Source organism: Schauerella aestuarii (assembly GCF_009866805.1).
Classification (GTDB): domain Bacteria; phylum Pseudomonadota; class Gammaproteobacteria; order Burkholderiales; family Burkholderiaceae_B; genus Schauerella; species Schauerella aestuarii.
This window is the reverse complement of sequence record NZ_SIZW01000043.1, coordinates 164444-190298: the sequence shown is the minus strand read 5'-3', so window position 1 is coordinate 190298 and position 25855 is coordinate 164444. Positions and strand designations below refer to the sequence as shown.

Sequence of the window (25855 nt, the reverse complement as noted above, 5' to 3'; positions counted from 1 at the left end):
CTTTGAACTCGGATGCCCGCGCGCCGCGCCTTGCCTCCAGCGATGGGTTGTTTTGCATGAGCCTCCGTTTGTCGTTTTCCGCTGGTCTGCTGACGCGCGCCGCACTTGGGTTGACCGTTGTCATAACGCCGTTGTGTGCCCAAGCGGCGTCGCCATTGCGCGGCAATCCGGTCGATTCCGTACCGCGCATCGAATCGCCGCCCGACCAAACCCCTGCTCCGGCGCCGGCAGTCCAGGCGCCCACGCCGCAACAGCAAGCCATGCAGGCGCGGCTGGCGCAGCAAATCATTCCCCGCAACTTCGACGTGACGGGCGTGCGCAGCATTGATTTCAATGCCGTCACCGCCATCCTCACGCCGCTTGCCAATCGCACCGTCACGTTGGGTGAGCTCATCGTCGAGGTGGACAAGATCACGGCGCTGTATCGCGCGCAGGGTTATCCCCTCTCGTTTGCCCTGCTGCAAAATCAGAACTTCGAGAATGGTCTGGTTGTGGTGTCGGTCATCGAGGGCCACGTCGGCGATGTTCAGATCGACGGCGACATCGGACGCGCAGCAGCCCGCCTGAATGCGCTGGCGGAACCCCTGCTCGCCGAGAAGCCATTGACGCAAGCCACACTCGAACGCACGCTCAACCTGATGCGTACCGTGCCGGGCGTGACGATCACCCCCGCGCTCGACCTGCCGCGCCGCTCCGATGGCGCAAGCACGTTGGCGATCAAGGCGGAACGCCAGGCGTTCACGGCCACCGGTGGCGTGGCCGACCTGGGCACCGGCATGCAGCCGCTTGCCACCGTTGCCGCCAACAGCCTGACGCCACTGGGCGAACAGGTACGGCTGACGAGCAGCGTGCCGCTGGCCAGCGACGACGTCCGATATGTGCAGGGCGAAGTCACGGTGCCGATCGGCAATCAAGGTACGGCCATCAAGCTCGACGGCTATCACTATCGTGCCGAGCCCAGCGATGAGGCTGTGCAGGCGCTCGGTTTCGATCGGCGCGTGCGCAACAACCGCATCGGACTCGGCGTCAGTCATCCGTTTCTGTTGAACAATCGCCAGTCGCTGACCGGCACATTCGGCGTGTACGCCGTCGACTCGAGCGATCTCTATACGCAACGCGGCGGTGATCGCACGCTCGAGCAAGACACGCGTGTACGTGCCGCCACCGTCGAGATGCGCTATTTCCAGGTGAGCGACACACGCTCGTCAGAAATAAAGTTCGGTGTGTCGCGAGGCGTGGACGGATTGGGCGCCCGCAAGACGATCGAAAGCAACTACGGCTATAGCGCCATCCCGGACGTCGATCTCGATTTCACGCGCGCCAATCTGGATCTGCGGCAGACCTTCACCTTGCCCGCACAGTTCGGCGTGGTGCTGGCCGGCACAGGTCAATTCAGCGATAACACCCTGCCCAGCTCCGAGCAAATCTCCTTCGGCAGTTGGCGCTACGGCATGGGCTATCCCCAAGGCGAAAAAAGTGGCGACAAGGGCTTTGGCCTGTCGGCCGAATTGAATCGGCGCTTTGCCACCGGCTGGTCTTACGTGTCGAGCGTGCAGCCTTACGCGCTCGTGGATTATGCGAAGTCCTGGTACAACAGCGCCGCATTGTCGACCTTGCGAAATCGAAACTTGTCTTCAGCTGCGCTCGGTATTCGATTCACCGACGACAAGTACTACCTGCTCGATTTCAACGTTGCGAAACCCACTGGGGCCGTACCCACCAACGGCGATCGCGACTTGCGCTTCAACGCCAACTACACCCTCTTCTACGGCGCGCGCTAAGGCGCCTCCGCTGTCGATCGTCGGCGACGACGACGACCCAGACGGCACGCCCGCCGCGCCAACGAACGCGGGCGTCGACCCACATCGGGCTGCGGCTGTCATCTGGCGTTTCGTCGCCTATGTCGGTTGCGCACGCCGTGCATCGGATCCCAAATGATTGACACATCCTGGCGAGCAAACGTGTTCGCCCGGCATCGCACGCGCGTCGTTACGCCGCACGTTACGCCGCACGTTACGTGACGCCGTAACGTTCCGGGCGATGTTCCGAAACACCCCAACATATGTAACTGTCGCAATGATCCGATTTTGCCGAATATGCGACTACTGCGCGCCGATGAGCGTCGCCGCCTAAATTCATATGTCGTTGATTCAAATAGGTTTTTATTTTTCTCGAGGGAATTTTCGCCGTTAGATTTGCGACGATTCAAAAGTTGGCATGGGTTTCGCATTAAAGGGTTATCGGGCCAGCTGCCCGCCATACAGACCCTCAGGAGCTTTGCCATGAATTCCCCGATCACCTCGCGTTCCAAGCAAGTTTTTGTATCCACCCTGTTGGCCGTGGCCCTCACGGCTGGCCTCAGTGCATGCGGCAGCACCAACCATCACAAGAACACCGCGACACCCGGCATGCCGGGCGACGGCGGCAGCATTCCCGGCGGCGGCGATAGCGGCGGCGGTTCGGGCGGCGGCGCCGGTGGCGGTGACGGTTCGGGTGGCGGTGGCGGCGGCGACAACGGCGGCGGCAATCCCGGTACCCCGGGTAACCCCGGTACCCCAGGCAATCCGGGAACGCCCGGCAATCCCGGCACGCCTGGAAACCCCGGCACCCCGGGCAACCCCGGCAATCCCGGTAACCCTGGCAATCCCGGAAATCCCGGCACCCCCGGCACCCCGAGCTCGCTGCTCGAAACGCCGCTGGGTACCGTCGGCAAAGCTGTCGACAACGTGCTGCCTTTGAACAGCCAAGGTTTGCTCACCGGCGTCGGCAGCAACCTCGATACGGTCGTCGCCCCGATCGGCACCGCCGTTACCGGCGTGACGCAAACCGTCGGCGGCGCAACGGGCCTGGGCCAACCGGTCGACAACCTGTTGACGCAAGTCGGTGGCGTGGTGCGCAACGTGGGCGATCAAACCGCCGGCACCGCACTGCCGGGTGGCCTGAACGCCGGCGTCGGTGGTCTGCTGCAAGGCGTGGGCAACGGCGTGGCCGCGGCCGGCGGTTTGCTGAACGCCAACCCGAACAACCCGCAACCGTTGACCTCGGTATTGGACAACGTCACCGGCGGCGTGGCCGCACTCACCGCGGGCTTGGCCGGCCAGAACGGCCTGCTCGCACCGGTCACCGGCGCACTCGGTGGCGTCACGGGCGGCAGCACGGCCAATCTGCTGGCGCCGGTCGCGGGTCTGGTTTCCGGCGTCACCAGCACGGTCGTCCCGACCGTGGCAGGTGTGGTCGGAAGCGTGACCGGTACGGCAACGGGTGCACTCAATAACGGTGGCCTGCTCGCTCCGGTCACGGGTCTGGTTGCCGGTGTCACCGGTGGCGCGTCGGGTGTTGGCGGCGGCTTGCTGGCTCCGGTACTCGGCACGGTGGGCGGCGTTACCGGCGGTTTGACCGGCGGCACGGGTGGCGTAACGGGCGGCCTGCTCGCTCCGGTCGCGGCAATCGCTTCCACGGCAACTGGCGCAGTGGGCCAAGGCGTCGGTGGTCTCGTCTCGGGTGTGGTTGCCCCCACGGTAGGCGCAGTCGGCGGTGTGGTGAACGGTGTGGTGGCACCGGTGGGCGGTTTGGTCGGTGGCCTGGTCAGCGGTGTGGTGGCCCCGGTCGTCGCCACGGTCGGCTCGACCGCAGGCGGCGCAACCAACGGCGGTGGCACCCAAGTCTCCGGTGGCCTGGTGGGCGGTCTCGTCACCTCGGTGACGGCGACGGTTGCCGGCGTGTCGGCAGGTGCCACGGTGGGTGCAGGCGGCGCGGCAGGCGGTTCGGCCAGCACGGGCACCGGCACGGCAACCAACAACGGCGGCCTGGTCGGCGGTCTGTTGGGTGGCCTGGGTGGCGCCTTGGGCGGCCGCCGCTAAGCGGTCCTGACGAGAAAGGCGGCATGCCGCCTTTCTCGTCTTTCTCATTCTTACGTTCACGCAGCAATTTCATCGAGAGCCACATGATCCCGTCCCGCTTCCGCAGCCCCTATTCCGCCCAGACGGCTCCGGCCGCTGCAGCACCCGCCAGCCGCCAATCGTTGGTGAACGATATCGCCGACATGCTCGGTCAGCAGTTTGCGTTGTACACGTCGGTCAGCCAAAGCATCCTGGCCTCAAAACTCGACATGGCGCTGTCGGACGTCAAGGCCCTGGACTTCATCATGACGATCGATGAACTGTCTACCGGCCAACTGACGAACATGCTCGGCGTGAGCGCCGGCGGCATGACCGCGATCATCAATCGTCTGGAAGTGGCCGGCTACGTGACGCGTGCGCGCCATCCGCTGGATCGGCGCGTGATCATCGTGCGGCCCGTGGCCGAGAAATGCGACCCGCTGCGCGAGGACCGCCAATACCTGATCGATCAGGTCAGCTTTCTGGCCTCGCAATACGATCACGAACAATTGGCGATGATGCACGGCTTTCTCAGCCAGTGCATTCGCCACCTGAAACGCGACACGCTGCGGTGGATGGAGCAAAGCAACCGCCAACGTCTGGCAGCGTGAAGACGCGTCCCGCCGGGACGCGCTAAGCCTTACTCGACCATGCCTTTCTCGGCGTTGGGGTCGAGCAGTTTTTCGTAGTGCACCGTGGGCAGTTCGGCAAACGGCTGGCGGTACTGACTCCACAAGCGACGATCTTCGTCGGTGTGGAAGATCTGCGCCGCCGGCATCGCGGGCCAGGTCGGCACGTGCAGCCACAGGCGCAGCAAATGGCGCCGGTCGGCCAGTTCCTTGTGATCCTGGTAGTCGGTGCGTCCGTGCACCATCATGCGATTGTTCAGAAACTGGATGTCGCCCTCCTTGAACCCCATGTCCAGATAAAGTTCGGGCGACGCCGCCGCCTTGCGCACTTGATAGAGCGCATCCGACTCGGCCTGACTATAGGGGCGCTGGCCGCTTTTCTCGGCCAGACGCGCGTAGCCGGTGGGCAGGTAGCATGTGATTTCGTCACCCGCCTGATGGAAGAACGGCACACGATCGGGACTGAAGGTGCGCGTCGCGCGACGGCCGTCTTCATCGGTGCGCTTCAAATGCAGTCCCTCGATCAGTACCTGCAGAAGATCGGGATGATGTTCGACCATGTAATTGTGCACGGCCAGCGCGCTGCTGATGCGGCTCTCTCCGCCTGAGATCGCCGAGCGCAGGCACATCAGGCCGATGATGTCGCACGAATCGGTGTGCATCAACTGGCCGCCGCCCTTGCGATAACCGCGCGACTTGGGCTCGTAGTCACTCACATCCATCACGTGCCCCAGGATGTCGCCCAGGTAGGACTGCGTCATCGGCGTGCCGATGTACGCGCCCAAACCGAAATAGATTCGCGTCATGTCGTCGTCGGAATACTTCTCACGCGGCAGACCGCGCACCATCAGAAACCCTTGTCCCTCGCGCAACCGCTGCGGCAGTCCAGCCATCAACGCGCCCACCCGATTCAGCGGGAAGTTGTCGCGCGTGATGTCCGGAAAATCGACCTGGCCCAGCGAGAGCAGGTGCTGCAGGGCAGCGTCGATCTCCTTCAAGTCGTCGGCCGACAACACATGCAGGCCTTCCTTCGTCCAGTCGATCTCCGGCCCTTTCCAGGCGCCGCGCGATTCGATACGTTCTCCGAGTTTGTTCATCAGTGTTCTCCTGTTCCTGATTGGACGGCAATGGCTTCTTGCGGATGAGGGGGTGTTTGATCGCGGGCCGGGTGCGCGAGCACGACGCCCTCGGCCAGCAAGTGCTCGTAATGGTCTGCGCCACACAGCGGCAGCAGCACTTCGGCGGTGTGTTCGCCTTTGCGCGGCGCCGGGCGCTTGAAGCCTCCAGGCGTGCCCGACAAGCGCGCCACGACGTTGTGCATCGGCATCGATCCGATGTCTTCGTCTTCGAGTTCGACCAGGCTTTCACGCCCGATCACGTAATCATCGGCGCTCAGATGGGAAGCGTCATAGATCGGCCCGGCCGTCACGCCGGCGGCCTCGAAAAACGCGAGATTTTGCGCCAGCGTGCGGGCGCCCACGAAAGCGCCCACGACGCGATCGACATCTTCCACATGCGCCAACCGCGCCACATTGGTGGCATAGCGCGCATCGGTGTTCATGTCGCCATGGCCGATGGCTTCGAACAGACGGTGGGCCATCGAGTGCGTCGACGTCGAGATGCAGAGCCATTGATCGTCCCCGGTGCGGTACGCATTGCGCGGTGCCGTGGTGCTCGACCGACTGCCGGTGCGTGCCTTCACGCGCCCGGTCAGCTTGAAATTTGCCGCCTGCGGACCGAGCATCGACAACGTCGGTTCGAAGAGCGACAGGTCGATGACCTGCCCCACGCCGCCATTCACGCGCACCTCCCACAATGCCGTCATGACCGCGGTCGCCCCATACAGGCCGGTCGTCATGTCACCCAGAAACATCGGCGGCAGTACCGGCTCGCGATCCGAGAATCCGTTCATCGCTGCAAAGCCCGAATAGCCTTCGACCAACGTGCCGAAGCCCGGCTTTTCGCGATAGGCTCCGGTCTGTCCCCAACCGGACAGGCGCATGACGACCAGGCGTGCATTGCGCGCAAGCAATGCGGCGGGCGACAACCCCATCTCTTCCATTACGCCGGGCCGAAAGCTCTCGACCAGCACATCCGCCTCTTCACACAGCCGCAGAATGAGCTTGCGCCCAGCCGCGGAGCGGAAATCCAGGCATACGCTGCGCTTGTTGCGCGCGTACACCTTCCAGTAGGTTTCAACATCGGCCGTACGAAACGCCCGCAGCGTGTCGCCGGCCAACGGCTCGATCTTGATGACGTCGGCACCGAAGTCGCCAAGCTGGAGCGTGAGCATATTGCCGGCCACCAGCCGTGAGAGGTCGATGATGCGGATTCCCGCCAGGGGGCCGCGATAGCCGGCGTCGTACGATTTTCGGGGCAACGTGCTCATGGGCTGTCAACGCGCAGTGCGCGGCCTCCTGTGTTGTCGTTTTTGTCTTGCGGCGTTCAAGCGCCACAGCGTCGGATCAGTCTACATCCAAAATAGACATGATGTCTATTTCTGAAAATGGCAAAATGCGGATCGTCCATGCCGCGCCCATCGAGCGGCCTGCTATTCGCTGTTTGTGGGAGTTATCCGGTTGAGCACCAAACCCGAACCTGGCGTGGCCGCCGTCAATCGCGCCATGTCGATCTTGAAAGCCTTCGAGGACAGCGTCGAGGGCATGAGCCTCACCGACCTGATGAACGCCACGGGCCTCTATCACAGCACCATCCTGCGCCTGTGCGAATCGCTCGAACATGCCAACCTCCTCAAACGCCTGGACGATGGGCGCTATCGCCTCGGCCCCTACGCGCTTTATCTCGGCATGCTGTACCAAGGCGCTTTTCGGCTGCAGGATTACGCCGCCCCGGTGTTGCGCGAGCTCGTAAAAGCGACCGAAGAAACCGGCGCGATCTATATCCGCGAAGGCGATGACCGGATCTGCCTGCATCGCATGGTGCATCCGCGCACGGTGCGCATGCACGTGCGCGAAGGCGAACGGGTGCAACTCGAGCTTGGGGCGGCCGGCAAGGTGCTGCTTGCATTCGGTGGCGGCGACGCCCCCGGCTACGACGCGATCCGCCGCAAGGGCTATGCCATTTCGCTGGGCGAGCGCGATCCCGAAAGCGCCGCGATCGCCTGCCCCGTATTCGACATCAAACAGGAGATCGTTTGCGCGGTGTCGCTGGGTGTGCCGCGCTATCGTTTCGACCAGGCGGCGTTCGATCGCTGCCTGCCGGCGGTCATGCAGGCCGCCACCACACTCACGCGCGATCTAGGTGGCGACGCCACGCTCATGCAACCGCCGCACACCGGCAGCCGAGTGCCCGCGCCGCGCCGTTAGCACTGCCGGCGCGCGATCAGCGCGGCGCCGGCTCACGTTTATGAGACGTCGGCGCAATGGGCTCTATTCGATCTTGATGTTGCGCTCTTTCGATAACGTCTTCCAACGCGTCACTTCGCGATCGACGTACGCCGCAAACTGCGCCGGTGTCAGGCTGCTCGGTTCGGTCGCCTCGCGGGCAAACAGCTCGCGCATGGCGGGATCCTGCGACACGGTATTGATCGCTGCATTGAGCTTCTCGACCACGGCCGGCGGCGTTTTCGCCGGTGCGAAGACGCCCCACCACGCTTCCACGGCAAATCCCGGCACGGCGTCGGCCACCACCGGCAGGTTCGGGAAGAATGGCGATTTCTCGGCCGACGTCATCGCCAAAGCGCGAATCTGTTTGCCCTGAAGCGCGCCGCTCACAGACGCCGGCGTGGTGATCATGGTGTCCAGACGATTGCCGATCATGTCGGTCACCGCGTTCGTGATGCCCTGATAAGGGATGTGCAACGGCTTGGCACGCACCTCCGACCCCAACGATTCCATGGCCATCTGCCCGATCGAGCCGATGCCGGCACTGCCGTAATTGATCTGCTGCTTGGGATCCTTGAGCGCGGCCACGAAGGCTGCCAGCGTTTGATAGGTCGACTCGGGCTTGGCCACGAGAATCATGCCGCCGCGCGCGACCAGCGCGACGGGTGCAAACGATTTGATCGGATCGTAAGGCAGGGAAGTTTCAACCCCGGCTTTCGTGGTGAATGACACGGACGTGAACAAGAGACGCGAGCCATCGGGCGCGGCACGCGCGACGTCTCCGGTGCCGATCGTGCCGCCGGCACCCGCCTTGTTCTCCACCACGACCGTATTGCCCAGTGCCTTGCTCAGACGCATGCCGAGTTCGCGCGCAAACACATCATTGCTGCCGCCAGGCGAGAACGGCACCACCAATGTCATCACCTTGGGAATCGGCGCCGTGCCTTCGGCCGCGGCGTGCGCACCGCTCCCACCCCATGCACATGCTGCCAGAAGTCCTGTCGTCAGGACGCCTTTCAAAGCTGTATTCATGTTGTCTCCGTTTTTTTAGACATGATGTCTATTTTTAAAACGAGTATAGAGACGCACGTTTGGATTGTCTACAACGCAAACGGCGCAGGACGCCGATCGCCCGGCTTCCGGCAGCGGCGGCGAGAGGGAGTAACCTTGCGCGAGCGTCCGCCGTGGCGCCGTCATGTCGTCGCGCCGAGGAGCCCCCGTGTTAGTGGTCGAGAATGTGCACAAATCCTTCGTCACCGGAGATAGCCGGGTACCGGTGTTGCGTGGCGTCGACCTCGACATTGCGCGCGGCACGAGCCTGGCGCTCACGGGTGAATCGGGCAGTGGCAAGAGCACGTTGCTGCATGCGATCGCGGGACTTGAACGCGTGGATAGCGGTCGCATTCTGATCGATGGTGTGCCACTCGAAGGGCGTAATGAAGCCGCGCTGGCACGCTGGCGGCGCGACGGCATCGGGCTGGTGTTTCAGCAGTACAACCTGATCGGCAGCCTCACCGTTGCGGCCAATCTGGCGTTTCAGGCCCGGTTGGCCGGCCGCAACGATCCCGCATGGACCGGCTATCTGGCAGAGCGTCTGGGCATTGCCGCATTGCTCGAACGCTATCCGGAACAGCTCTCCGGCGGCCAGCAACAGCGGGTCGCCATCGGGCGCGCACTCGCCTCGAAGCCACCGCTGGTATTGGCCGACGAGCCTACCGGCAGCCTGGATGAGCACAGCAGCGAAGCGGTCCTCGACCTCATGCTGGGTCTGGTTGCGGAGGTGGGCAGCGCGCTGCTCATCGTCACCCACAGCGCGCATCTGGCTTCACGGCTCTCCCACCGCATGCATCTGCACCTGGGCCGTGTGGCGCCGCAGGCCATCGCATGAGGGGAATGCATATCGTGCTGGGTGCGCTGCTGAGCCATTGGCGCCGCCATCCCTTGCAACTGGCCAGCGTGGTGGCCGGCCTGTGGCTGGCGACGGCGCTCTGGACCGGTGTGCAGGCCCTCAACACGCAGGCCCGGGCCGACTACGCGCGTGCCAGCGCCGTGTTGACCGGACCGGCGCAAGCGCAACTCGTCCCTGCCCGTGGCGATCGCCTCCCACAGCGCGCTTATGTGGAACTGCGGCGCAGCGGCTGGCGCGTCTCACCGGTGCTCGAAGGCCGACTGCGTCTGACGGGCGCCACGCCGATCAATGTGCGCCTGATCGGCATCGAGCCGCTCACCCTGCCCACCGGCACCGCAGTTGCCGGACGCACCGACGCCGACATCGATCTGGGCGCCTTCATCGGCATACCGGGTCAGGCCTGGATCGCGCCCGACACCTTGCAGCGACTGGGATTGCGTGCGGGCGAGCGCGCCTCCACCGGCGACGGTCAGCAGTTGCCGCCGCTGCACGTCCATGCGGGGCTTGCGCCCGGCGTGGTGATCGTCGACATCGGTCAGGCCCAGAAGCTCCTGCACGCCCCGGACGCGGTGTCGCGGCTCCTGCTCCCGCCCGAGGCCGCGGCGCGCCAATCGGCCCTGCCGCAAGCGGTGGCAGGCGATGTGCAGTGGCAAGCCGCTACCGACACCGGCGATCTCGAGCGGCTCACGGACAGCTTTCATCTCAACCTCACGGCGCTCGGCATGCTGGCCTTCATCGTCGGTTTGTTCATCGTGCATGCCGCCATCGGCTTGGCGCTCGAACAACGCCGCGGCCTGTTGCGTACCCTGCGCGCCTGCGGTGTGGGCTTGAGCGCCCTGATCTTGGCCCTGACTGTCGAGCTCGGTGTATTGGCGCTCTTGAGCGGCTTGGGCGGCGTGGCCACCGGCTACGTGCTCGCCGGGGCACTTTTAGGCGATGTGGCCGCCAGCCTGCGAGGACTCTATGGCGCCGAAGTCGCCGGCCAGTTGAGCTTGCCGCCTCAGTGGTGGCTGGCCGGATTGGGCATGAGCATCCTGGGTGCGTTCATCGCGGGCGGCAGCAGTCTGCTGCGCGCGGCGCGCCTGCCGGTACTGGCGCTGGCCCAACCCGAGGCGTGGCGCGGTGCGCAGGGGATATGGCTCACGCGCCAGGTCGGCGTCGCTGCAATCCTTGCCCTGGGTGCCTTCGCTTGCTGGCAGTGGGGCAACAGCCTGCTCGCCGCGCTGTGCATGGTCGCGGCCGTGTTGCTTGCCGGCGCCCTGTTACTGCCCGGGCTGCTGGATATCGCGCTGAAGCAGCTTGCCCGCTATCGGCGCGGGCCGATCGGCGAATGGTTCGTGGCGGATGCGCGCCAGCAATTGCCTGCGGTGTCGTTGGCGTTGATGGCATTGCTGCTTGCGCTGGCAGCCAGCGTGGGCGTGGGCAGCATGACCGAAGGCTTCCGGAAAACGTTTGTGGGATGGTTGGACGAACGGCTTTCCGCCGATCTTTACATCACGCCCCGCGATACGACGCAGGCGCTCGATATCGAAATCTGGTTGCAAGACCGACCGGGCATTGACGCGGTGCTGCCGCAGTGGCGCACCGAGGTGCGGATCGACGGCTGGCCCACGCAACTTCAGGGCGTGGTCGACGATCCCAGCTATGCGGCGCATTGGCCGTTGCTCGATCGAACGCCGGACGCATGGCAGTGGCTTGCCCGCGGACAGGGCGTGATGGTGAGCGAGCAGCTTGGCCGCCGCCTCAGACGCGGGGTAGGCGATACGCTGGCGATACCCGTCGATGGCGGCACGCGCACGCTCACCATCGTCGGCCTGTATGCGGACTACGGCAACGCGAAAGGCCACGCACTGCTGAACGCCACGTGGCTGCGCACCCACGTCCGCGAAGCCACGCTCGCCAGCATCAGCTTGCGTGTGACGCGCGAGCGCGTCGCCGCCGTGCGAAACGGCCTCGAAAAGCAGTTCGAACTCGATGGCCGCCAACTGGTCGATCAGAGCGTGATCAAGCAGTGGTCGGTCGAGGTGTTCGAGCGCACATTTGCCGCCACCGGCGCCCTCAACATTCTGACGCTGGCGGTCGCGGGCATTGCCCTCTTCATCAGCCTGCTCACCCTGGGACAAAGCCGGTTGGCGCAACTGGCGCCGTTGTGGGCGCTGGGCGTGGGCCGAGCGCAATTGGCGTGGCTCACGTTGGCGCAAACGCTGATGCTGGCCGGATTGACCGTGCTGCTGGCCATGCCGCTGGGCCTGCTGCTCGCGTGGTGCATGGTGGCGGTGGTCAATGTGCAAGCCTTCGGCTGGCGCTTGCCGCTCAACGTGATGCCCGAGCAACTTGTGCGGCTTGGGCTGCTCGGTTTGGCCACCAGCCTGATTGCCGCAGCCGGTCCGCTATGGCGGCTCGCGCGCCGGCAGCCGGCCGATCTGCTGAGGCAATTCGCCGATGAACGCTAGCGGGCGGTACCCGATGCTGTGGCGGGCCGATGTCCTGCCTGCGACCGTGACGCCCGCGCAGCGGTGCACGCGCGGCACCCTGAGGTCGATTGCGATGCAGGGGCTCGTGAAGGGCGCGCTCGTGTTGTTTGCACTCGCACTGCTGGCCGGATGCGACGCCTCCCCACCGCCTGCGAGCAGCAGCTATGCTGGTCTGGGCCAGGATGCCGCCGACTTTGCGCAGGTCGAGCGCGGACGGCCCTTACGCTTTCCGGACGATTTCGGCGCGCACCACGGCTACCGGATCGAATGGTGGTATGTGACGGCCAATCTCAAGGACGATCAAGGTCGTGACTGGGGCGTGCAGTGGACGCTGTTCCGGTCCGCGCAACGTCCCGGCCCTGAAGAGGCCGGGTGGAACAGCCCGAATGTCTGGATGGGGCATGCCGGGTTGAATGGTCCCACCGGACATCGCGCGGCGGAAACGCTGGCGCGCGGCGGTATCGGACAGGCCGGCGTGAACGCGCTGCCCTTCCGTGCCTGGATAGACGACTGGCGCCTTGAAAGCCGCGACGGCGTGAATATGGATCGACTGCTTATGCAGGCCGGCGGACACGACTTCACCTATCGTCTGCATCTCGATAGCGAGGGCCCGCTGGTCGCCCATGGCGATCGCGGCTATAGCGAAAAGTCTGGCCAAGGCCAGGCCTCGTACTATTTCAGCCAACCCTTCTATCGCGTCGACGGCGAGATCGAACATGCAGGCGAACGCGTTCACGTGACGGGATCGGCCTGGCTCGATCGGGAATGGAGCAGCCAGCCACTATCCGCCGAACAAAAGGGTTGGGACTGGTTTTCGCTGCACTTGGGCAATGGCGCCAAGCTGATGTTGTTTCAGGTTCGGCAAACGTCTGGGACGCCCTACCGCGCCGGCACGTGGATCGCGGCCGATGGCACCGCGACGGCCTTGCGCAGCGATCAGATCCTGCTCACCGCGCTGACGTGGACGCGGCAGGACAACGGCAAACGCGTGCCCACCCAGTGGCGCGTGCAGGTGCCGGACCATGCCGTGGATGTCACGGCTGACGCCATCCAGCCGCAATCCTGGATGGGCACATCGTTCCCGTATTGGGAAGGACCGGTACGGCTATCCGGTGCGCCGGGCGGACGCGGCTATCTCGAGATGACGGGCTACTGACCGCGCTGGCGTTGAGTGAGCACCACGATTGGAATGGCGAGTGCGGCGCAAATCGCCATCCCGCCAAAACCCCACCCTGTGACGGCGGCGCCCGCCGCGTTGACGGCCTGCACGCTGGCAAACATGAACACGCCGGCCGACAGCATGGTGTAGAGCGCGATGGCGGTCGTGCGGACGTCGGGCCGAACCGCTTGCGCGAGAAACGCCATGATCGCCATATTGTTGCCTGCCAATGTGAAGCCCTGCAGCAGTTGAAACGCGGCGATGGGCAACCAGGCCTGCGTCATCGACAAGGCCGTCCAACGCACCGTGGTCATGACCGCCGACAGCACGATCAAGTGGGTGGCGCTAACCCTGGCGAGGATTTTGCGCGCCTGCATGAAGAAGAACACTTCGCTCGCGATGCCGACGGTCCACAATCCGCCGATCTGCGACAACGTCAACCCGTGGCTCACCCAATACAGCGACGCGTACGAGTACAGATAGCCATTGCTCGCCTGCACCAGGGCCGACGCCGCGATGCAACCCATCACGCGGCGATCGCGCAAGATGTCCAGCACCGGCCAGCGCCCCTTGCCCGACGTGCCGGCAACCATATTCTCGGCGCCGGCCATCTCGGCGGCCGGCAGATGGCGGCAAATGGCCACGCAACCCAACGCCAGCAGCACGCCCAGGGTCAATACCCCGTTGGCGCCGGCCCGGTCGATCACCATGCCACCGGCCAACGAACACACGGCAAAGCCCAGCGATCCCCACAGGCGGATCTGGGTGTACTGCGACGTGCCGGTCTGCGACATCTGCGCCAGCGCCGCACGATCCATCAAGGGCATCACGGCGGGCACGAAAAAATGGACGGTGAGCGTCAGGAACAGCAGCCAGGCCGGCGCGTGACCCAGTGCAAACAAGGCCAGCACCACGATCGTGATCGTCAGCACGAGCAGCATCAGGCGACGATACTGGCCGTGCTTGTCGGCATAGTGGGCGAAGAGCGGCTGCGACAGGATCTTCGGCAGGAATGCCGCGGCGATGACGACGCCGACCGTTTCGCGGTCCAGCCCCCGGCTTGCCAGCCAAATGGGCAGGTACGGAAGGATGACGCCGTAAAACCCGTAGAAGAGAAAAAAGAAGGCACGCAACGCCGTGCCGGTCGAAATACGCATGAGGCTCAATCGGATATGGCGCGAACGTCCTGCTCGGGCCCGGTGCGCGGCGACCGCCCACCTCACGAAGAAATATACGGGCGCCCGTCACAGGTGTAAAACGCCTACACATTCCTCAGCCGTATTTCCTTATTTTCTGACCCGGTTTTGCAACGCTGCGGCATGTATCTTGTGTACACGGTGGCGCAGATGGCGACCCGTGAGCGTCCGTGAGCGCCGCCTCTCTCCCCTTTCTGGATGCGACCGCCATGATGCCGACACCCTCCTCGCCCGCCGCGACCGATGCGTCCACTGCCGGACGAACGCTATTCGGGCTGTCTATCCCTGCCGCGGGCCTGGTCGGCGTCAACTTTTTCATGGCAGATGTCCGGGATGGCCTGGGCCCGTACCTCGCCGCCTTTCTGCAGACGCATCAATGGGGCACCGCCGAGATCGGCACGGCGATGACTTTGGGTGGGCTGGTCGGGATGATCGCCACCATCCCGGCAGGCGCCCTGGTCGATGCCACGCACGCCAAACGCGCCTTGATGGTGTTCGCCTCGGTATTGGTGATGGCGGCCTGCCTCTTATTGCTGTGGCGAACCGATCTGGCGGCGGTCGTCATGGCGCAAGTGGCCATGCCCTTGGCAGGCGCGGTCATTCCACCCGCCATTGCCGGCATCACCTTGGGGGTGGTGGGGCAAAAAAGACTGGACCGGCAGTTGGGGTTGAATGAAGCCGCCAATCATGCCGGCAATGTGTTCGCCGCGTGCGCCAGTGCGCTCGGCTCGTGGCTCTGGGGCATCGGTGGCGTGCTGATCGCTCAGATCACGATGAGCGTGGGCGCCATCGCCGCGACGCTCTCCGTGCCCGCCAAGTCCATCGACCACGAACAAGCGCGCGGCAAAGCCACGGGCGGCGACGACAACGCCAGCTTCATGTCGCTGCTGCGCAAACGGCCGCTGCTTCTTTTTGCAGTGGCAATGGCCTGCTTCCACCTGGGCAATGCCGCCATGCTGCCGATGGTGGGCCTGCAACTCGGCGCGCAAGGCGCGTCGACCGGTCTGTGGCTCTCCGCCGCCATCATCATCGCGCAACTGACGATGATCCCGATGGCGATTCTGGCCGCGCGTATCGCCGCAAAGCGCGGTTATCGCACCGTCGTGCTCATTGCGTTGCTCGTGCTGCCCGTGCGCGGATTGATCGCCGCAACCCTGCCGCCGTTGTGGAGCATCATTCCGGTACAGGTGTTGGATGGCGTCGGCGCCGGCCTGCTCGGCGTGGCCACGGTTGGCGTCGTGGCGCGGATCATGCACGGTACCGGACGCTTCAATGCGGGGCTCGCGGGCGTGCTCACGCTGCAGGGCTTGGGCGCGGCGTTGAGCCCGGCGCTGGGCGGATATATCGCCGAGCACATCGGTTTCGGTACGGCCTTCCTGGTGCTGGGCGGCATTGCGATCCTGGCGATCCCCGTGTTTCTTGGCGTTCGGATCGGTGATTTGCCGGACGAGGGCCCGGCGCCCGCCGCCGCCAGTGTTTGACGCTATGGATGAGCACGGCCGGTAACGCCTTCTACAAAATCCCTTATCAGGGGCGTCGCGTTGCGCGGTGCGCGGTCGCCGTCATGTTTTTTCGCCGCACGCGTTGCGCCGGGCGTCAGGCCCCGGCAAACGGCCCGCGCGACACTGATTTAACGTTGTCCGCATCGAAATGGCACGCGCTCGGGTACATCGATTGCGCGATGAAATAGCCGGTCCGTGATTTCTACAAGCAGTGCGCATGTCTTCGGCAAATTCGGAAATCAACCGCACCGGAGCACCGCACGATGAGAGCACTCACTTGGCATGGCAAACACGATATCCGTTGCGATACCGTGCCCGATCCTGAAATCGAACACCCCCGCGACGCCATCATCAAAATGTCGGCATGCGCGATCTGCGGCTCCGATCTCCATTTGTTCGACGGCTTCATGCCTACCATGGAATCCGGCGACATCATGGGCCATGAGTTCATGGGCGAGGTGGTCGAAGTCGGGACGGCAAACAACGCATTGAAGATCGGCGACCGGATCGTCGTACCCTTCACCATCGCCTGCGGCGAGTGCGATCAATGCAAGCGCAGCAACTTCTCGGTTTGCGAGCGCAGCAATCGCAACCGTCCCATGCAGGAGAAACTGTTCGGCCACGGTACCGCCGGCCTGTTCGGATACAGCCATCTGACCGGCGGCTACTCAGGCGGCCAGGCGGAATACGTTCGCGTGCCTTTTGCCGATACCACCCACATCAAGGTGCCCGACAATCTCAGCGACGAACAGGTGCTGTTTCTGGGCGATATCTTTCCCACGGGATGGCAAGCGGCCGTCCAGTGCGATATCGAGCCCACCGACACCGTCGCGATCTGGGGGGCCGGACCCGTCGGCCAGATGACGATCCGCAGCGCCTTTCTGCTCGGCGCCAAACAGGTCGTCTGCATCGACCGAGTACCGGAGCGTCTTGCGATGGCCCGCGCAGGTGGCGCGATCACGATCAACTTCGATGAAGAAAGCGTGGTCGATCGTTTGAACGAACTCACCCAAGGCAAAGGCCCCGAGAAGTGCATCGATGCCGTCGGCATGGAAGCGCATGCCACCCGCTCCATCGACTCGATGATCGATCGCGCAAAACAGGCCGTCATGCTCGAGTCGGACCGCCCGCATGTGCTGCGCGAAATGATTTATGTGTGCCGCCCGGCAGGCACGCTGTCGATTCCCGGTGTGTATGGCGGGATGGTCGACAAGATTCCCTTCGGCGTGGCAATGAACAAAGGGCTGACTTTCCGTATGGGCCAGACCCACGTCAACCGCTGGTCGGGGGATTTGTTGCGCCGTATCGAAGAAGGCCAGATCGATCCTTCCTTTGTGATCACGCATAGCGTGAGCATGGAAGAAGGTCCAGGTATGTACGAGACCTTTCGCGAGAAACGCGATGGGTGCATCAAGGTCGTCATCAAGCCCTGAGGCTCAACAGCAGATCCGTATCGCCGTGTGCCCGCTCAGGCCATGGCAAACGCGCAACTACTGCCGAACCCTTTTCAATCGTCACGTTGCTCGACTGCGGCCTGGAGGCCGCGCGAGCCACGTCGACACACGTCTTCACCGTTTGTTTTTACCGCTTCAACTTCGCCTGCACACGCAAGCACAAAGGATAGCCATCATGTCAGTCAAGACCCTCCACGACCTGTTTGTCCACGATCTGTCGGACATCTACAGTGCCGAAAAGCAGCTCTCCAAAGCCTTGCCCAAAATGGCACGCGCCGCCACCGACCCCATGCTCGCCCAGGCGTTTACCGACCACCTGGCCGAAACCCACGGCCAGATCGAGCGCATCGATCAGATCGTCGAAAGCATGCAGATCAAACTGAAACGCATCAAGTGCGCCGCGATGGAAGGCCTGGTAGAGGAAGGCAAAGAAGTGATCGAGGAAGTGGAAGAAGGCCCGGTACGTGATGCCGCGCTGATCGGCGCCGCGCAAAAGGTCGAGCATTACGAAATCGCCAGCTACGGCACGTTGGCTGCACTCGCCAAGCATCTCGATCAGCCCGACGCTGTAAAGCTGCTGCTGGAAACGCTCCAGGAAGAAAAGTCCACCGACGACAAGCTCTCCAAAATGGCGGAGCAAGGCGGCGGCAACGCTGCGGCGGCCGCAGGAAAGGAGGGTGGCGACACGTCCAAGGCGTCGGGGAAGGACGCCGGCAGCGCATCGAAGGCCATCGCAAAGGATGATGGCGATGCGTCGAAGGCGACGACAGGCGTGAAGAAGTCTGGCGATGCCGCCACGACTAAAAAATCGAGCGACACCGGTTCGTCGAAGAAGGCAGCATGAATACGGTTAACGCCGTGTTGGCTGGTGGTCGATGACCACCGCGCCACCGCCGGACTCGCCCCCGAAGCCGCCGCGCAAGCGAGGCTTCGCGGCGCTCGACGCGCATGCGCGCAGCCTGATCTCGGCGGCAGGCGGTCGCGCGGCGCATGCGCAAGGCGTGGCGCACCGGTTCGACTCGGCCGAAGGCCGTCTGGCGGCCGATACCCGCTATCGCAAGCTGAAGTCGTCTGCCGATAAGAAGGCGGATACCCACCCTGAAACCGAGGGCGACGTGAAAGCGGATGCCGATGGGAAAGCGGATCGCACCGAATCGAATGCGCCTACCGGAAAAGACGGCGACTCGTCAGATCGACGGTGAGCCAGGCGACGCATTGAGACCCCTATGGGGTCTCAATCGCTTACTCTTCCGGCGTGGCCGCGAACCATGTCCGAGGCGACAACCCACGATCCGGCCCAAGCGCCGAAAAGCCGCCGTCCACCGGGATGTCGGCGCCGGTGATCCAGGACGCCGCATCCGAACACACGAAGCACACGGCCGCCGCCACCTCACTGCCACGACCTACGCGCCCCAGCGGATGCACGGCCGCGCCCACTGCGTCGGCGCGCTCACGTGAGCCCTCGGCCAACGATTCCAACGCCGGCGACCATGTCCAGGCGGGCGATATCGACACCACCCGCACTCCGAGCGGCGCAAGCTCAACTGCAAAGTTTTTGGTGAGGTGCAATATCGCGGCTTTCGATGCCGGATAAAGCGCGCGGCCAGCCGCACCGAACTTTCCCCCGGTGCTGCCCACATTCACGACGACGCCGCCACGCGGCAAATGCGGCGCCGCCTTCTGGGTGAAAATCGCCGCCGAAATCAGGTTGATGTCGAGCGTGTGATGCCACTCTTCGCGGGTGGACGCCAAACCGCGATCGGCATACACGCAGGCGTTGTTGACCAGAATATCGAGCCGCCCGAACGCCTTGAGCGTGGCGTCGATACTGCGCGCAATATCCGCGTCGCTGCCGATATCGGCCGCGCAATAGATCGCGGCTGCGCCAAGTTCGCGCGCCAACGACTCGCCCGCATCCGTGCCTCGGCCCAGAATCGTCACACGGGCGCCGGCCGCCACCAAGCCACGCGCGATATCCGCGCCCAGGCCCTGCGTGCTGCCCGTCACGATGGCGACCTTGCCTGTCAGTTGTTCCGTACTCATGTCGTCTCCAGATCGCTTTGCGCGGCCCATGCCAAGGCGGTCGCCACGTCGCCGACCTCGGCAATGAGCCGCATGTTTGCCAACGAGGCATCGTGCATGGCCTGCGCCGCGCTGGCGCAGGCGTCGGCCGCCACCATCACGCGAAAGCCGAGGTCGGACGCATGGCGCACGGTGCCCTCCACCACCGAGTGGGTGGCCACGCCGGCCACGAGCACCCGAACGATGCCCCAGCCCCGCAGCAATTCAGCAAGCGGCGTCCCCTGAAATGCGCTGATGCGCGTGTGCGTGACGACCACTTCGCGCCGGCTTTGCACATCCGGCTCAAGCCCCGCCAGGAATCGACTTCCCCACGTGCCCTCCACAACTGCGCCCGACGCGGCCACTGCCTTGAAGATCGCGCAGTTGGCGACCAGGTCTGCATAATCGGCGCGAAACGCGACTCGCACGTGCACGATCGGCAACCCTTGCGAGCGCGCGCCGGCGAGCAGCGCGCCCGCCCGCGCGATGACACGGTCGCGATCGGTACTGTCTTGCGCCAGACCCACACGGATACGGCCGTCGGCATGGAGCACGTCGTTTTGATAATGCAGCGCCAGGAGCGCCGCGTCAGGCCCTGGGCCCGTCACACGAACACCTCGAAAATATCCTGCACGCTGTCGGCGGTCACGAGATCGATGCGTTTCATATGCATGCGCCACCCCTCATCCACGGGCGTCAGTTTGTGGGTATAGGCACCGGCCAATTGCCGCGGCGCAACCTTGCGCCACTCCGTCATCTGGAACACCGAGCGCACCACCAGATTGCCCTCGGCATCCTCACCGACGACCGTCACATTGCCCACCAGCCGTGCCGTGTGCGACGGCGGCTGCTGCGACCAATTGCGCGCATGCTCGAGACGGCGGATACGCACACTGCGCATCATGCGATCCTCCCAGAACAACGAAATATGGTCGTACGGACTTTCCTGTTCGTGCATCTGCGGCATCCAGTACATGCCCGTGTCGGTCCACAGCGCCTGCCACGCGTCGAACCGCTGCTCATCGAGCAGGCGCGCCTCGGCATACAGGAACTGCTGCACACGGTGCTGCAGGTCGTGCGACACCGCCACCGGTGTCAGGTTTCGGGTCGATACGTCGAAATCGATATCCAGCAACATTGCCGCGCTCCTCACACCGGGCTGTCGGAAAGCATGTAGCGCTTCCACGCTTGAAACTGATTGCGCATGGGCAATTCGCTGGTGCCATTGACCGACACCAGGCCGTGCGCGTCCTGTTTGTCGGTACCGTGGAAGCGATGCATGCTGACCCACGTGCCGCCGCGGGTGCCATTGCCTTCCTGACACCGGTTGTAGAGTTCGACGTCGTCCGGCATCACGTTGGACGATGGCGAGTTGATCACGTTGGCATAAAGCATCGCGCGCTTGAACACACCCTCCGGCGCACCTTTCAAGCGGAACGTCTGAATCTCGATCAGGGTGCGGTCGACAGCGATCGGACGAATCACCCGAAACTGCTGAAACACCGTATGCGGCGAGCCGCTACCGTAGATCACCGTGTTGTGGCGGTTCATGCCCAGAATCTCGCGAGCGCGATCTTCGCCATAAGCCTCGGCGAGCACTTGAAAATGCGCGCGCGAGACCGGGTCGCGCTCGGCAGCCCCGGGATTGAAAATGCCTTCCATGTAGCCGTGGCCATTGGCGTACGCACGCAATTCGAGCTTCTCCCAGAAGTCGTACGGCTCGCCGTTGCCGTCCATGATGTGCAGCTCGAACGGCATCTCACCCAAGGCTGCCGCCTCGTCACGCGCCGCCTGCACCGACGACTCGTGCGTCACGCGCGCGTGCATGGTGTCGTGCAGATTCTCGTAGAAGATCTTCCAGTTGGAGCGTTGCAGCACCTTGAATACGCCGCCTGCCACTTCCACTTCGCCGGTAGGCGACCGATCGCACAGATTGTCGATCGAGGAGCGCACGCCACCCAGAAAATCTTCCAGCGACGGGCCCGATTCGGCTTGGCTGGCGAAGACGAAACCGCGGTAGTTCTCGACGCGCGCCACCGAGCGCATCGAGAAGTCGGCGCACTGCGCGTCGTAGCCGGTGCCTTCAAGCCCCTGCTTGAGCGGCACGCCCAGGTGCTTGCCGTCGAGCTTGAAGGTCCAGGCGTGATAAGGACAGCGAAAGAACTTGCCCACACAGCCATCGCCATCGGCCACGACCTTGGCACCCTTGTGCGGGCAACGGTTGTACAGCACGCTCACGCGGCCATCGCCCGTGCGTGTCATGACCACATCCTGCGTGCCCAGGCGCGTGGTGTGGTAATCCCCCGTGCGCGGCACCTGGCTTTCGTGTCCAACATAAATCCAGGCCGTGCCGTAAATGCGCGCCATCTCGAGCTCGAAAATGGCGGGATCGGTGTACACGCTTTTGTGCACGCTATCGTCGCGAACCATGTTGGATAACACTGCAGCATCCACGGTCATGGCGCTCTCCTTTTTCGTGAAGTCGGTATGTGTGACGTCGAACTGTCGAAGACGATTGCCGTCAGCGGTTGCCGTCGGCGGCGCCCGTCACGGCATCTGGCACAGGTCGGCGAACGGGTCGCGGTAGTCGGTCAGCAACGTACCGGCCATCTTGTTGGTCAGCTTGCCATCGGCACCCTTCTGCACCACGCGCAGGTAGTAGTTCTGCACCGGATACTGATTGCGGTCGAACTTGAACGGCCCGCGTACGGATGCAAACTCGGCCCGTTTCAACGCGGGCCGCAGGCTGTCGGGATCGAGCTTGCCACCGGTTTGCTTGACGGCCGCATCCAGCAGCATGGCGGCGTCGTAGCCCTGCGAGGCATACAGCGTGGGGGTGCGACCATACTTTTGCTTGAAGTCGGCCACGAAACGGCGATTGGCGGCGTTATCCAGATCGGCCGCCCATTGCGACGCGTTGTACAAGCCTTCGATGGGCGCGCCCACTGCGCCGATCGTGTCTTCGTCGCCCGAGAATCCCGGCGCCAGCAACGCGATGTCCCGATCCAGGCCGGCACTGTGAAACTGCTTGATGAAGTTCACCCCCATGCCGCCCGGCAGAAAGAAGAACACGGCATCGGGCTTATTGGCGCGCAACTGCGAGATTTCGACGGCGTAATCCAGTTGACCGAGGCTGGTGTATACCTCGTCGATCGCGCCACCCTTGAACAACCGCTTGAAGCCGTTGAGCGACTCGCGGCCGCCGGGATAGTCGGGCGCGATCAGAGCCACCCGCTTGAAGCCCTTGTCGGTCGCGTATTTGCCCATGGCCGCCGGAATGACTTCGTTCTGCCAGGCCACGGCAAAGAAATTGGGATGGCATCCCGCTCCGGCATAATTTTCCGGTCCGGTATTCGTGCTCAGGTACACCTTGGAGGCGAGGATCGCCGGCATCACCGGCAGCAGCACGTTCGAGAACACGATGCCGGTCATCACGTCGACCTTGTCGCGGCGCAGCAGGCGATCGACGGCCTGGCGGCCCGTGTCGGCCTTCTGCTGATCGTCCGCCACGATCAGTTCCGCCGGCAGGCCGCCCAGCGTGTTGCCGGTGTGCGCAAGCGCAAGATTGAAACCATCGCGGATCTCGTTGCCCAGTGCGGCGCCCGGACCCGTCAACGTGGTGACCATGCCAACCTTGACCGCGTCGGCGGCGCTCGCCGCCGACACGCTCATACAGAGTGCAAGGGCGGTCAGCGTCCGGACCTGCCAGTGGTGCTTGCTCATGCGCGTTTTCCCTGTGGTGTATGCGAACGTTCGAACGCCCGCGATTCGTTTCCCGCACTGCGACTGCGTTCATAAGATACGAACTTGGCGCCGCCCGCTCTATCCGTTTCATGCAGGGATCATCCGGATTTCTTTTAATTGTCGAATGTTCATAATTCAACGATCCCGGATCGCCGGCTAACGTTCCTCCTCTCGCGGAGACCGTCATGACCGCCCTGTCGCGACAGGAATTGGCCCCGCTGTATGCCCGACCCGTATTCCAGTCGACTCACGCCGACGATGCCCGCCGCCGCGTGTCGGACGCGCTGAAGGATCATCGGGTGCGCTGGCGTCCCGGTGCGGTCGATGCCGCCCTGTATCGCGGCCGGCTGGGCGCGCTCACCGTCTGTGCGCTGCGTTACGGCGCCGAAGTCTCGATCGATCCAGACCGGCTCAAGGACTTCATGCTGGTGCAAGTGCCCCTCGCGGGCCGGGCCGATATCGAGTGCGGCGGTACGCGCGTCGCGGCGCACCCCGCCTGTGCGGTCGTGATCGCTCCCAACCAGCCGGTGAGGCTGCATTGGGAGGCCGGATGCGAACAATTGATGCTCAAAATTCCACGCGAACGACTCGAGGAGGTGGCCGCGCGCAGCTTCGGCCGCCCCATGCAAACCGCCTTGGCTTTCGAACCGGCCATGCCGCTGGATACGCCCGTTGGCGCCGCCTGGCGCGGCATGATGATGGGGCTGGTGAATCTGCTGCCGCTGCTGGACGATCGCGCGGCACCGCAAGGCGCCTGGCTGGCCCGATTCGAGGAAGCGCTGATCCTGCATCTGGTGCATCACCAGCCCAACTCGTGGCGGCGCGAAATCGGGGCAAGCCCGTGCAATGCGCCGCGCCGCCTGGCCGCCGCCGAAGACTACATGCGGCACCGGCTGTGCGAGCCGTTGACGCTCGCCGAGATCGCCGCGCATGTGGGGTTGAGCATCAGTGCGCTGTCGAGGCTGTTCCAGGTGCATCGCGGCACCACGCCCATGAACGATCTGCGCCGCCTGCGGCTGGAAGCGGCGCACGACCGTCTGCGCCGCGATGCCGGTGCCAACGTCACCGAGGTCGCGATGGCCTTCGGGTTTTTCCATCTCGGCCGGTTTGCCGAGTATTACCGCCAACGCTTCGGCGAGCTGCCCAGCGATACGGCACGGCGCTGACGCGTCATCGCCCGACGCATGCGCCTGGGAACGCACGGCGCACAACGCACGCCGAACCCTATCGGCGGGTGCGACTGACCGTCACGCCTAGCGCGTTTTCGCGCTCACCGAACTAATGGAAAACCAATATATACAGCACGGTCCTTAACGGATAAATTTTTCGAATCCATGAAAATGCATAGTTTTTAGTTGACACCTAAAGTGTTGACTCCTAAATTAGTTATGCATCGTTGACAGCACAGCAGACGCGGTGCGGCACCCTTTCGAGGGTGGCGGCCGGCAGCATGAGGATCACGAGATGAGCGACATGTTTTTTGCATCGGCAGCCGAGACAGACGCCGCAACCGATCAAGGTGCGCCGTGCAGCGTTTGACGTTCGTCGTGCGTGAAGTGCGGCAGGAATCGCCGTTGATCTGTTCGATCCGCATGGTGCTGGCATCGGGCGATCCCCTGCCCGCCTTCGGTCCTGGCGCGCACCTTAAAGTGCAGGTGCCGGGACTCGACGAGCCGCGCTGCTATTCGCTGGTCCAGACCGATGCGGATGCTGGCGCGTTTGCCGCGCCCACCGAGTATCGCCTTGGCGTGCGCCGCGATGATGCAGGCGGCGGCGGATCGCGTTACATGCATGCGCTCAAGCCGGGCGATACGCTCGAAGCGGTTGGCCCCAAGAACGATTTTGTGTTGCATGAAGCGCCGGCGGGCGAGCCTGCTGCGATCCTGATCGCCGGCGGCATCGGCATTACGCCGCTGGCATCGATGAGCGCGGCGCTGACTGCAGCCGGCCGCGCGCACGCGTTCCATTACTGCGGCCGCAGCCTGGATCAATTGGCGTTTCGCGACGAGCTGGCGGCACTGACCGGCGATGCGTTGCATCTGCACCCCGACGACGACGCGTCCTGTGCCTTCGATCTGAACGCCATCCTCGATGCCGCATCGCCGCATCAGCATCTGTACGTTTGCGGGCCGAAAGGCCTGATCGATGCGGTGATCGCCGCCGCCCATGCGCGCCACTGGCCCGACGCTCACGTGCACTTCGAGTTGTTCTCCGCACCGGCGCCCCTGGCGGGCGACCAGCCGTTTGAAGTCGAGCTGCGCGAGTCCGGCATGGTGCTGACCGTGCCTGCGGACCGCACCATCGTCGACGTGATGGAAGAAGCCGGTTGCGATCCGATGGTCGACTGCAAGCGCGGCGAATGCGGCGTGTGCCAGGCCGATGTGATCGAAGGCATTCCCGATCATCGCGACTACTACTTGTCCGATACCGAGCGCGCGAGCGGCAAGGTCATTCAGATCTGTATCTCGCGGGCCAAGTCGGCCCGTCTGGTGCTGGCGCTGTGAG

21 protein-coding genes and 1 pseudogene are annotated in these 25855 nt (G+C 64.1%); 13 read left to right on the top strand and 9 right to left on the bottom strand.

Annotated elements, in window-relative coordinates; translation table 11 throughout:
• Positions 1 to 56 precede the first annotated feature (56 nt).
• The 3 genes from EYW45_RS20330 (at position 57) to EYW45_RS20315 (ending at position 4489) form a co-directional block, all read left to right on the top strand.
• Positions 57 to 1781: a ShlB/FhaC/HecB family hemolysin secretion/activation protein gene (locus EYW45_RS20330; RefSeq protein WP_161137294.1), complete on the top strand. Its 1725-nt coding sequence runs from the start codon at positions 57 to 59 to the stop codon at positions 1779 to 1781.
• A 501-nt stretch (positions 1782 to 2282) separates the two neighbouring features.
• Entirely contained in the window at positions 2283 to 3860 is a 1578-nt protein-coding gene (locus EYW45_RS20320; RefSeq protein ID WP_235939168.1) for a collagen-like triple helix repeat-containing protein, read from the top strand.
• Positions 3861 to 3943: 83 nt separating this feature from the next.
• Positions 3944 to 4489, top strand: a complete 546-nt coding sequence (locus EYW45_RS20315) for a MarR family winged helix-turn-helix transcriptional regulator (RefSeq protein ID WP_161137291.1) — start codon at positions 3944 to 3946, stop codon at positions 4487 to 4489.
• A 29-nt stretch (positions 4490 to 4518) separates the two neighbouring features.
• Here EYW45_RS20315 and EYW45_RS20310 read toward each other — a convergent pair whose 3' ends face one another.
• Positions 4519 to 5604 (bottom strand): TauD/TfdA family dioxygenase, encoded by a 1086-nt coding sequence (locus tag EYW45_RS20310; RefSeq protein ID WP_161137290.1) that lies wholly within the window; start codon positions 5602 to 5604, stop codon positions 4519 to 4521.
• Complete coding sequence (locus tag EYW45_RS20305; protein WP_161137289.1) at positions 5604 to 6896, bottom strand: CaiB/BaiF CoA transferase family protein; 1293 nt, start codon at positions 6894 to 6896, stop codon at positions 5604 to 5606. The genes EYW45_RS20310 and EYW45_RS20305 overlap by 1 nt, the downstream gene beginning before the upstream one ends.
• Before the next feature lie 190 nt (positions 6897 to 7086).
• Between EYW45_RS20305 and EYW45_RS20300 the strand changes: the two genes are divergently transcribed.
• Positions 7087 to 7833: an IclR family transcriptional regulator gene (locus EYW45_RS20300; protein ID WP_161137288.1), complete on the top strand. Its 747-nt coding sequence runs from the start codon at positions 7087 to 7089 to the stop codon at positions 7831 to 7833.
• Between the two features lie 63 nt (positions 7834 to 7896).
• On the opposite strand, the gene EYW45_RS20295 is transcribed toward EYW45_RS20300, so the two are convergent.
• Positions 7897 to 8883 (bottom strand): Bug family tripartite tricarboxylate transporter substrate binding protein, encoded by a 987-nt coding sequence (locus EYW45_RS20295; RefSeq protein ID WP_161137287.1) that lies wholly within the window; start codon positions 8881 to 8883, stop codon positions 7897 to 7899.
• A 187-nt stretch (positions 8884 to 9070) separates the two neighbouring features.
• Here EYW45_RS20295 and EYW45_RS20290 point away from each other — a divergent pair, with 187 nt between their 5' ends.
• Genes EYW45_RS20290 through EYW45_RS20280 form a run of 3 tightly spaced genes read left to right on the top strand, consistent with a single transcriptional unit; the run spans position 9071 to position 13390 of the window.
• On the top strand, positions 9071 to 9739 hold the full coding sequence (locus EYW45_RS20290) for an ABC transporter ATP-binding protein (RefSeq protein WP_161137286.1): 669 nt from the start codon (positions 9071 to 9073) through the stop codon (positions 9737 to 9739).
• Positions 9736 to 12213 carry an FtsX-like permease family protein gene (locus EYW45_RS20285; RefSeq protein WP_161137285.1) on the top strand — a complete coding sequence of 826 codons (2478 nt, stop codon included), beginning with the start codon at positions 9736 to 9738 and terminating at the stop codon, positions 12211 to 12213. The genes EYW45_RS20290 and EYW45_RS20285 overlap by 4 nt, the downstream gene beginning before the upstream one ends.
• Positions 12203 to 13390 (top strand): lipocalin-like domain-containing protein, encoded by a 1188-nt coding sequence (locus tag EYW45_RS20280; RefSeq protein ID WP_202444831.1) that lies wholly within the window; start codon positions 12203 to 12205, stop codon positions 13388 to 13390. The genes EYW45_RS20285 and EYW45_RS20280 overlap by 11 nt, the downstream gene beginning before the upstream one ends.
• Here the strand turns inward: EYW45_RS20280 and EYW45_RS20275 are convergent.
• Entirely contained in the window at positions 13384 to 14550 is a 1167-nt protein-coding gene (locus EYW45_RS20275) for an MFS transporter (protein ID WP_161137284.1), read from the bottom strand. The genes EYW45_RS20280 and EYW45_RS20275 overlap by 7 nt on opposite strands.
• A 248-nt stretch (positions 14551 to 14798) precedes the next feature.
• Between EYW45_RS20275 and EYW45_RS20270 the strand changes: the two genes are divergently transcribed.
• The 4 genes and pseudogenes from EYW45_RS20270 (at position 14799) to EYW45_RS20255 (ending at position 18747) form a co-directional block, all read left to right on the top strand.
• The gene (locus EYW45_RS20270; protein WP_235939166.1) at positions 14799 to 16070 is read left to right on the top strand and encodes an MFS transporter; all 1272 of its coding nucleotides are present in this window, start codon (positions 14799 to 14801) and stop codon (positions 16068 to 16070) included.
• A 284-nt stretch (positions 16071 to 16354) separates the two neighbouring features.
• A complete protein-coding gene (locus tag EYW45_RS20265; protein ID WP_161137283.1) occupies positions 16355 to 17524 on the top strand; it encodes a zinc-dependent alcohol dehydrogenase in 1170 nt (389 codons plus the stop codon).
• 196 nt (positions 17525 to 17720) lie between these two features.
• A pseudogene (locus EYW45_RS20260) lies at positions 17721 to 18212 on the top strand (YciE/YciF ferroxidase family protein); the annotation flags it as partial.
• A gap of 208 nt (positions 18213 to 18420) precedes the next feature.
• Positions 18421 to 18747 carry a hypothetical protein gene (locus EYW45_RS20255; RefSeq protein ID WP_161137282.1) on the top strand — a complete coding sequence of 109 codons (327 nt, stop codon included), beginning with the start codon at positions 18421 to 18423 and terminating at the stop codon, positions 18745 to 18747.
• Between the two features lie 40 nt (positions 18748 to 18787).
• Here EYW45_RS20255 and EYW45_RS20250 read toward each other — a convergent pair whose 3' ends face one another.
• From EYW45_RS20250 to EYW45_RS20230, 5 genes are all read right to left on the bottom strand, one after another.
• Positions 18788 to 19588, bottom strand: coding sequence for a glucose 1-dehydrogenase (locus EYW45_RS20250; RefSeq protein ID WP_161137281.1), 801 nt, complete (start codon positions 19586 to 19588; stop codon positions 18788 to 18790).
• A complete protein-coding gene (locus EYW45_RS20245) occupies positions 19585 to 20214 on the bottom strand; it encodes a cysteine hydrolase family protein (RefSeq protein ID WP_161137280.1) in 630 nt (209 codons plus the stop codon). The genes EYW45_RS20250 and EYW45_RS20245 overlap by 4 nt, the downstream gene beginning before the upstream one ends.
• The gene (locus tag EYW45_RS20240; RefSeq protein ID WP_161137279.1) at positions 20211 to 20744 is read right to left on the bottom strand and encodes an aromatic-ring-hydroxylating dioxygenase subunit beta; all 534 of its coding nucleotides are present in this window, start codon (positions 20742 to 20744) and stop codon (positions 20211 to 20213) included. Before EYW45_RS20240 ends, EYW45_RS20245 begins: the two co-directional genes overlap by 4 nt.
• Before the next feature lie 11 nt (positions 20745 to 20755).
• On the bottom strand, positions 20756 to 22066 hold the full coding sequence (locus EYW45_RS20235; RefSeq protein ID WP_161137278.1) for an aromatic ring-hydroxylating dioxygenase subunit alpha: 1311 nt from the start codon (positions 22064 to 22066) through the stop codon (positions 20756 to 20758).
• Between the two features lie 87 nt (positions 22067 to 22153).
• The gene (locus tag EYW45_RS20230) at positions 22154 to 23329 is read right to left on the bottom strand and encodes an ABC transporter substrate-binding protein (RefSeq protein WP_161137277.1); all 1176 of its coding nucleotides are present in this window, start codon (positions 23327 to 23329) and stop codon (positions 22154 to 22156) included.
• Positions 23330 to 23535: 206 nt separating this feature from the next.
• Here EYW45_RS20230 and EYW45_RS20225 point away from each other — a divergent pair, with 206 nt between their 5' ends.
• Both EYW45_RS20225 and EYW45_RS20220 read left to right on the top strand, forming a co-directional pair.
• Positions 23536 to 24516, top strand: a complete 981-nt coding sequence (locus EYW45_RS20225; RefSeq protein ID WP_161137276.1) for an AraC family transcriptional regulator — start codon at positions 23536 to 23538, stop codon at positions 24514 to 24516.
• Positions 24517 to 24876: 360 nt separating this feature from the next.
• Complete coding sequence (locus tag EYW45_RS20220; RefSeq protein ID WP_161137275.1) at positions 24877 to 25854, top strand: PDR/VanB family oxidoreductase; 978 nt, start codon at positions 24877 to 24879, stop codon at positions 25852 to 25854.
• Position 25855: the final 1 nt, after the last annotated feature.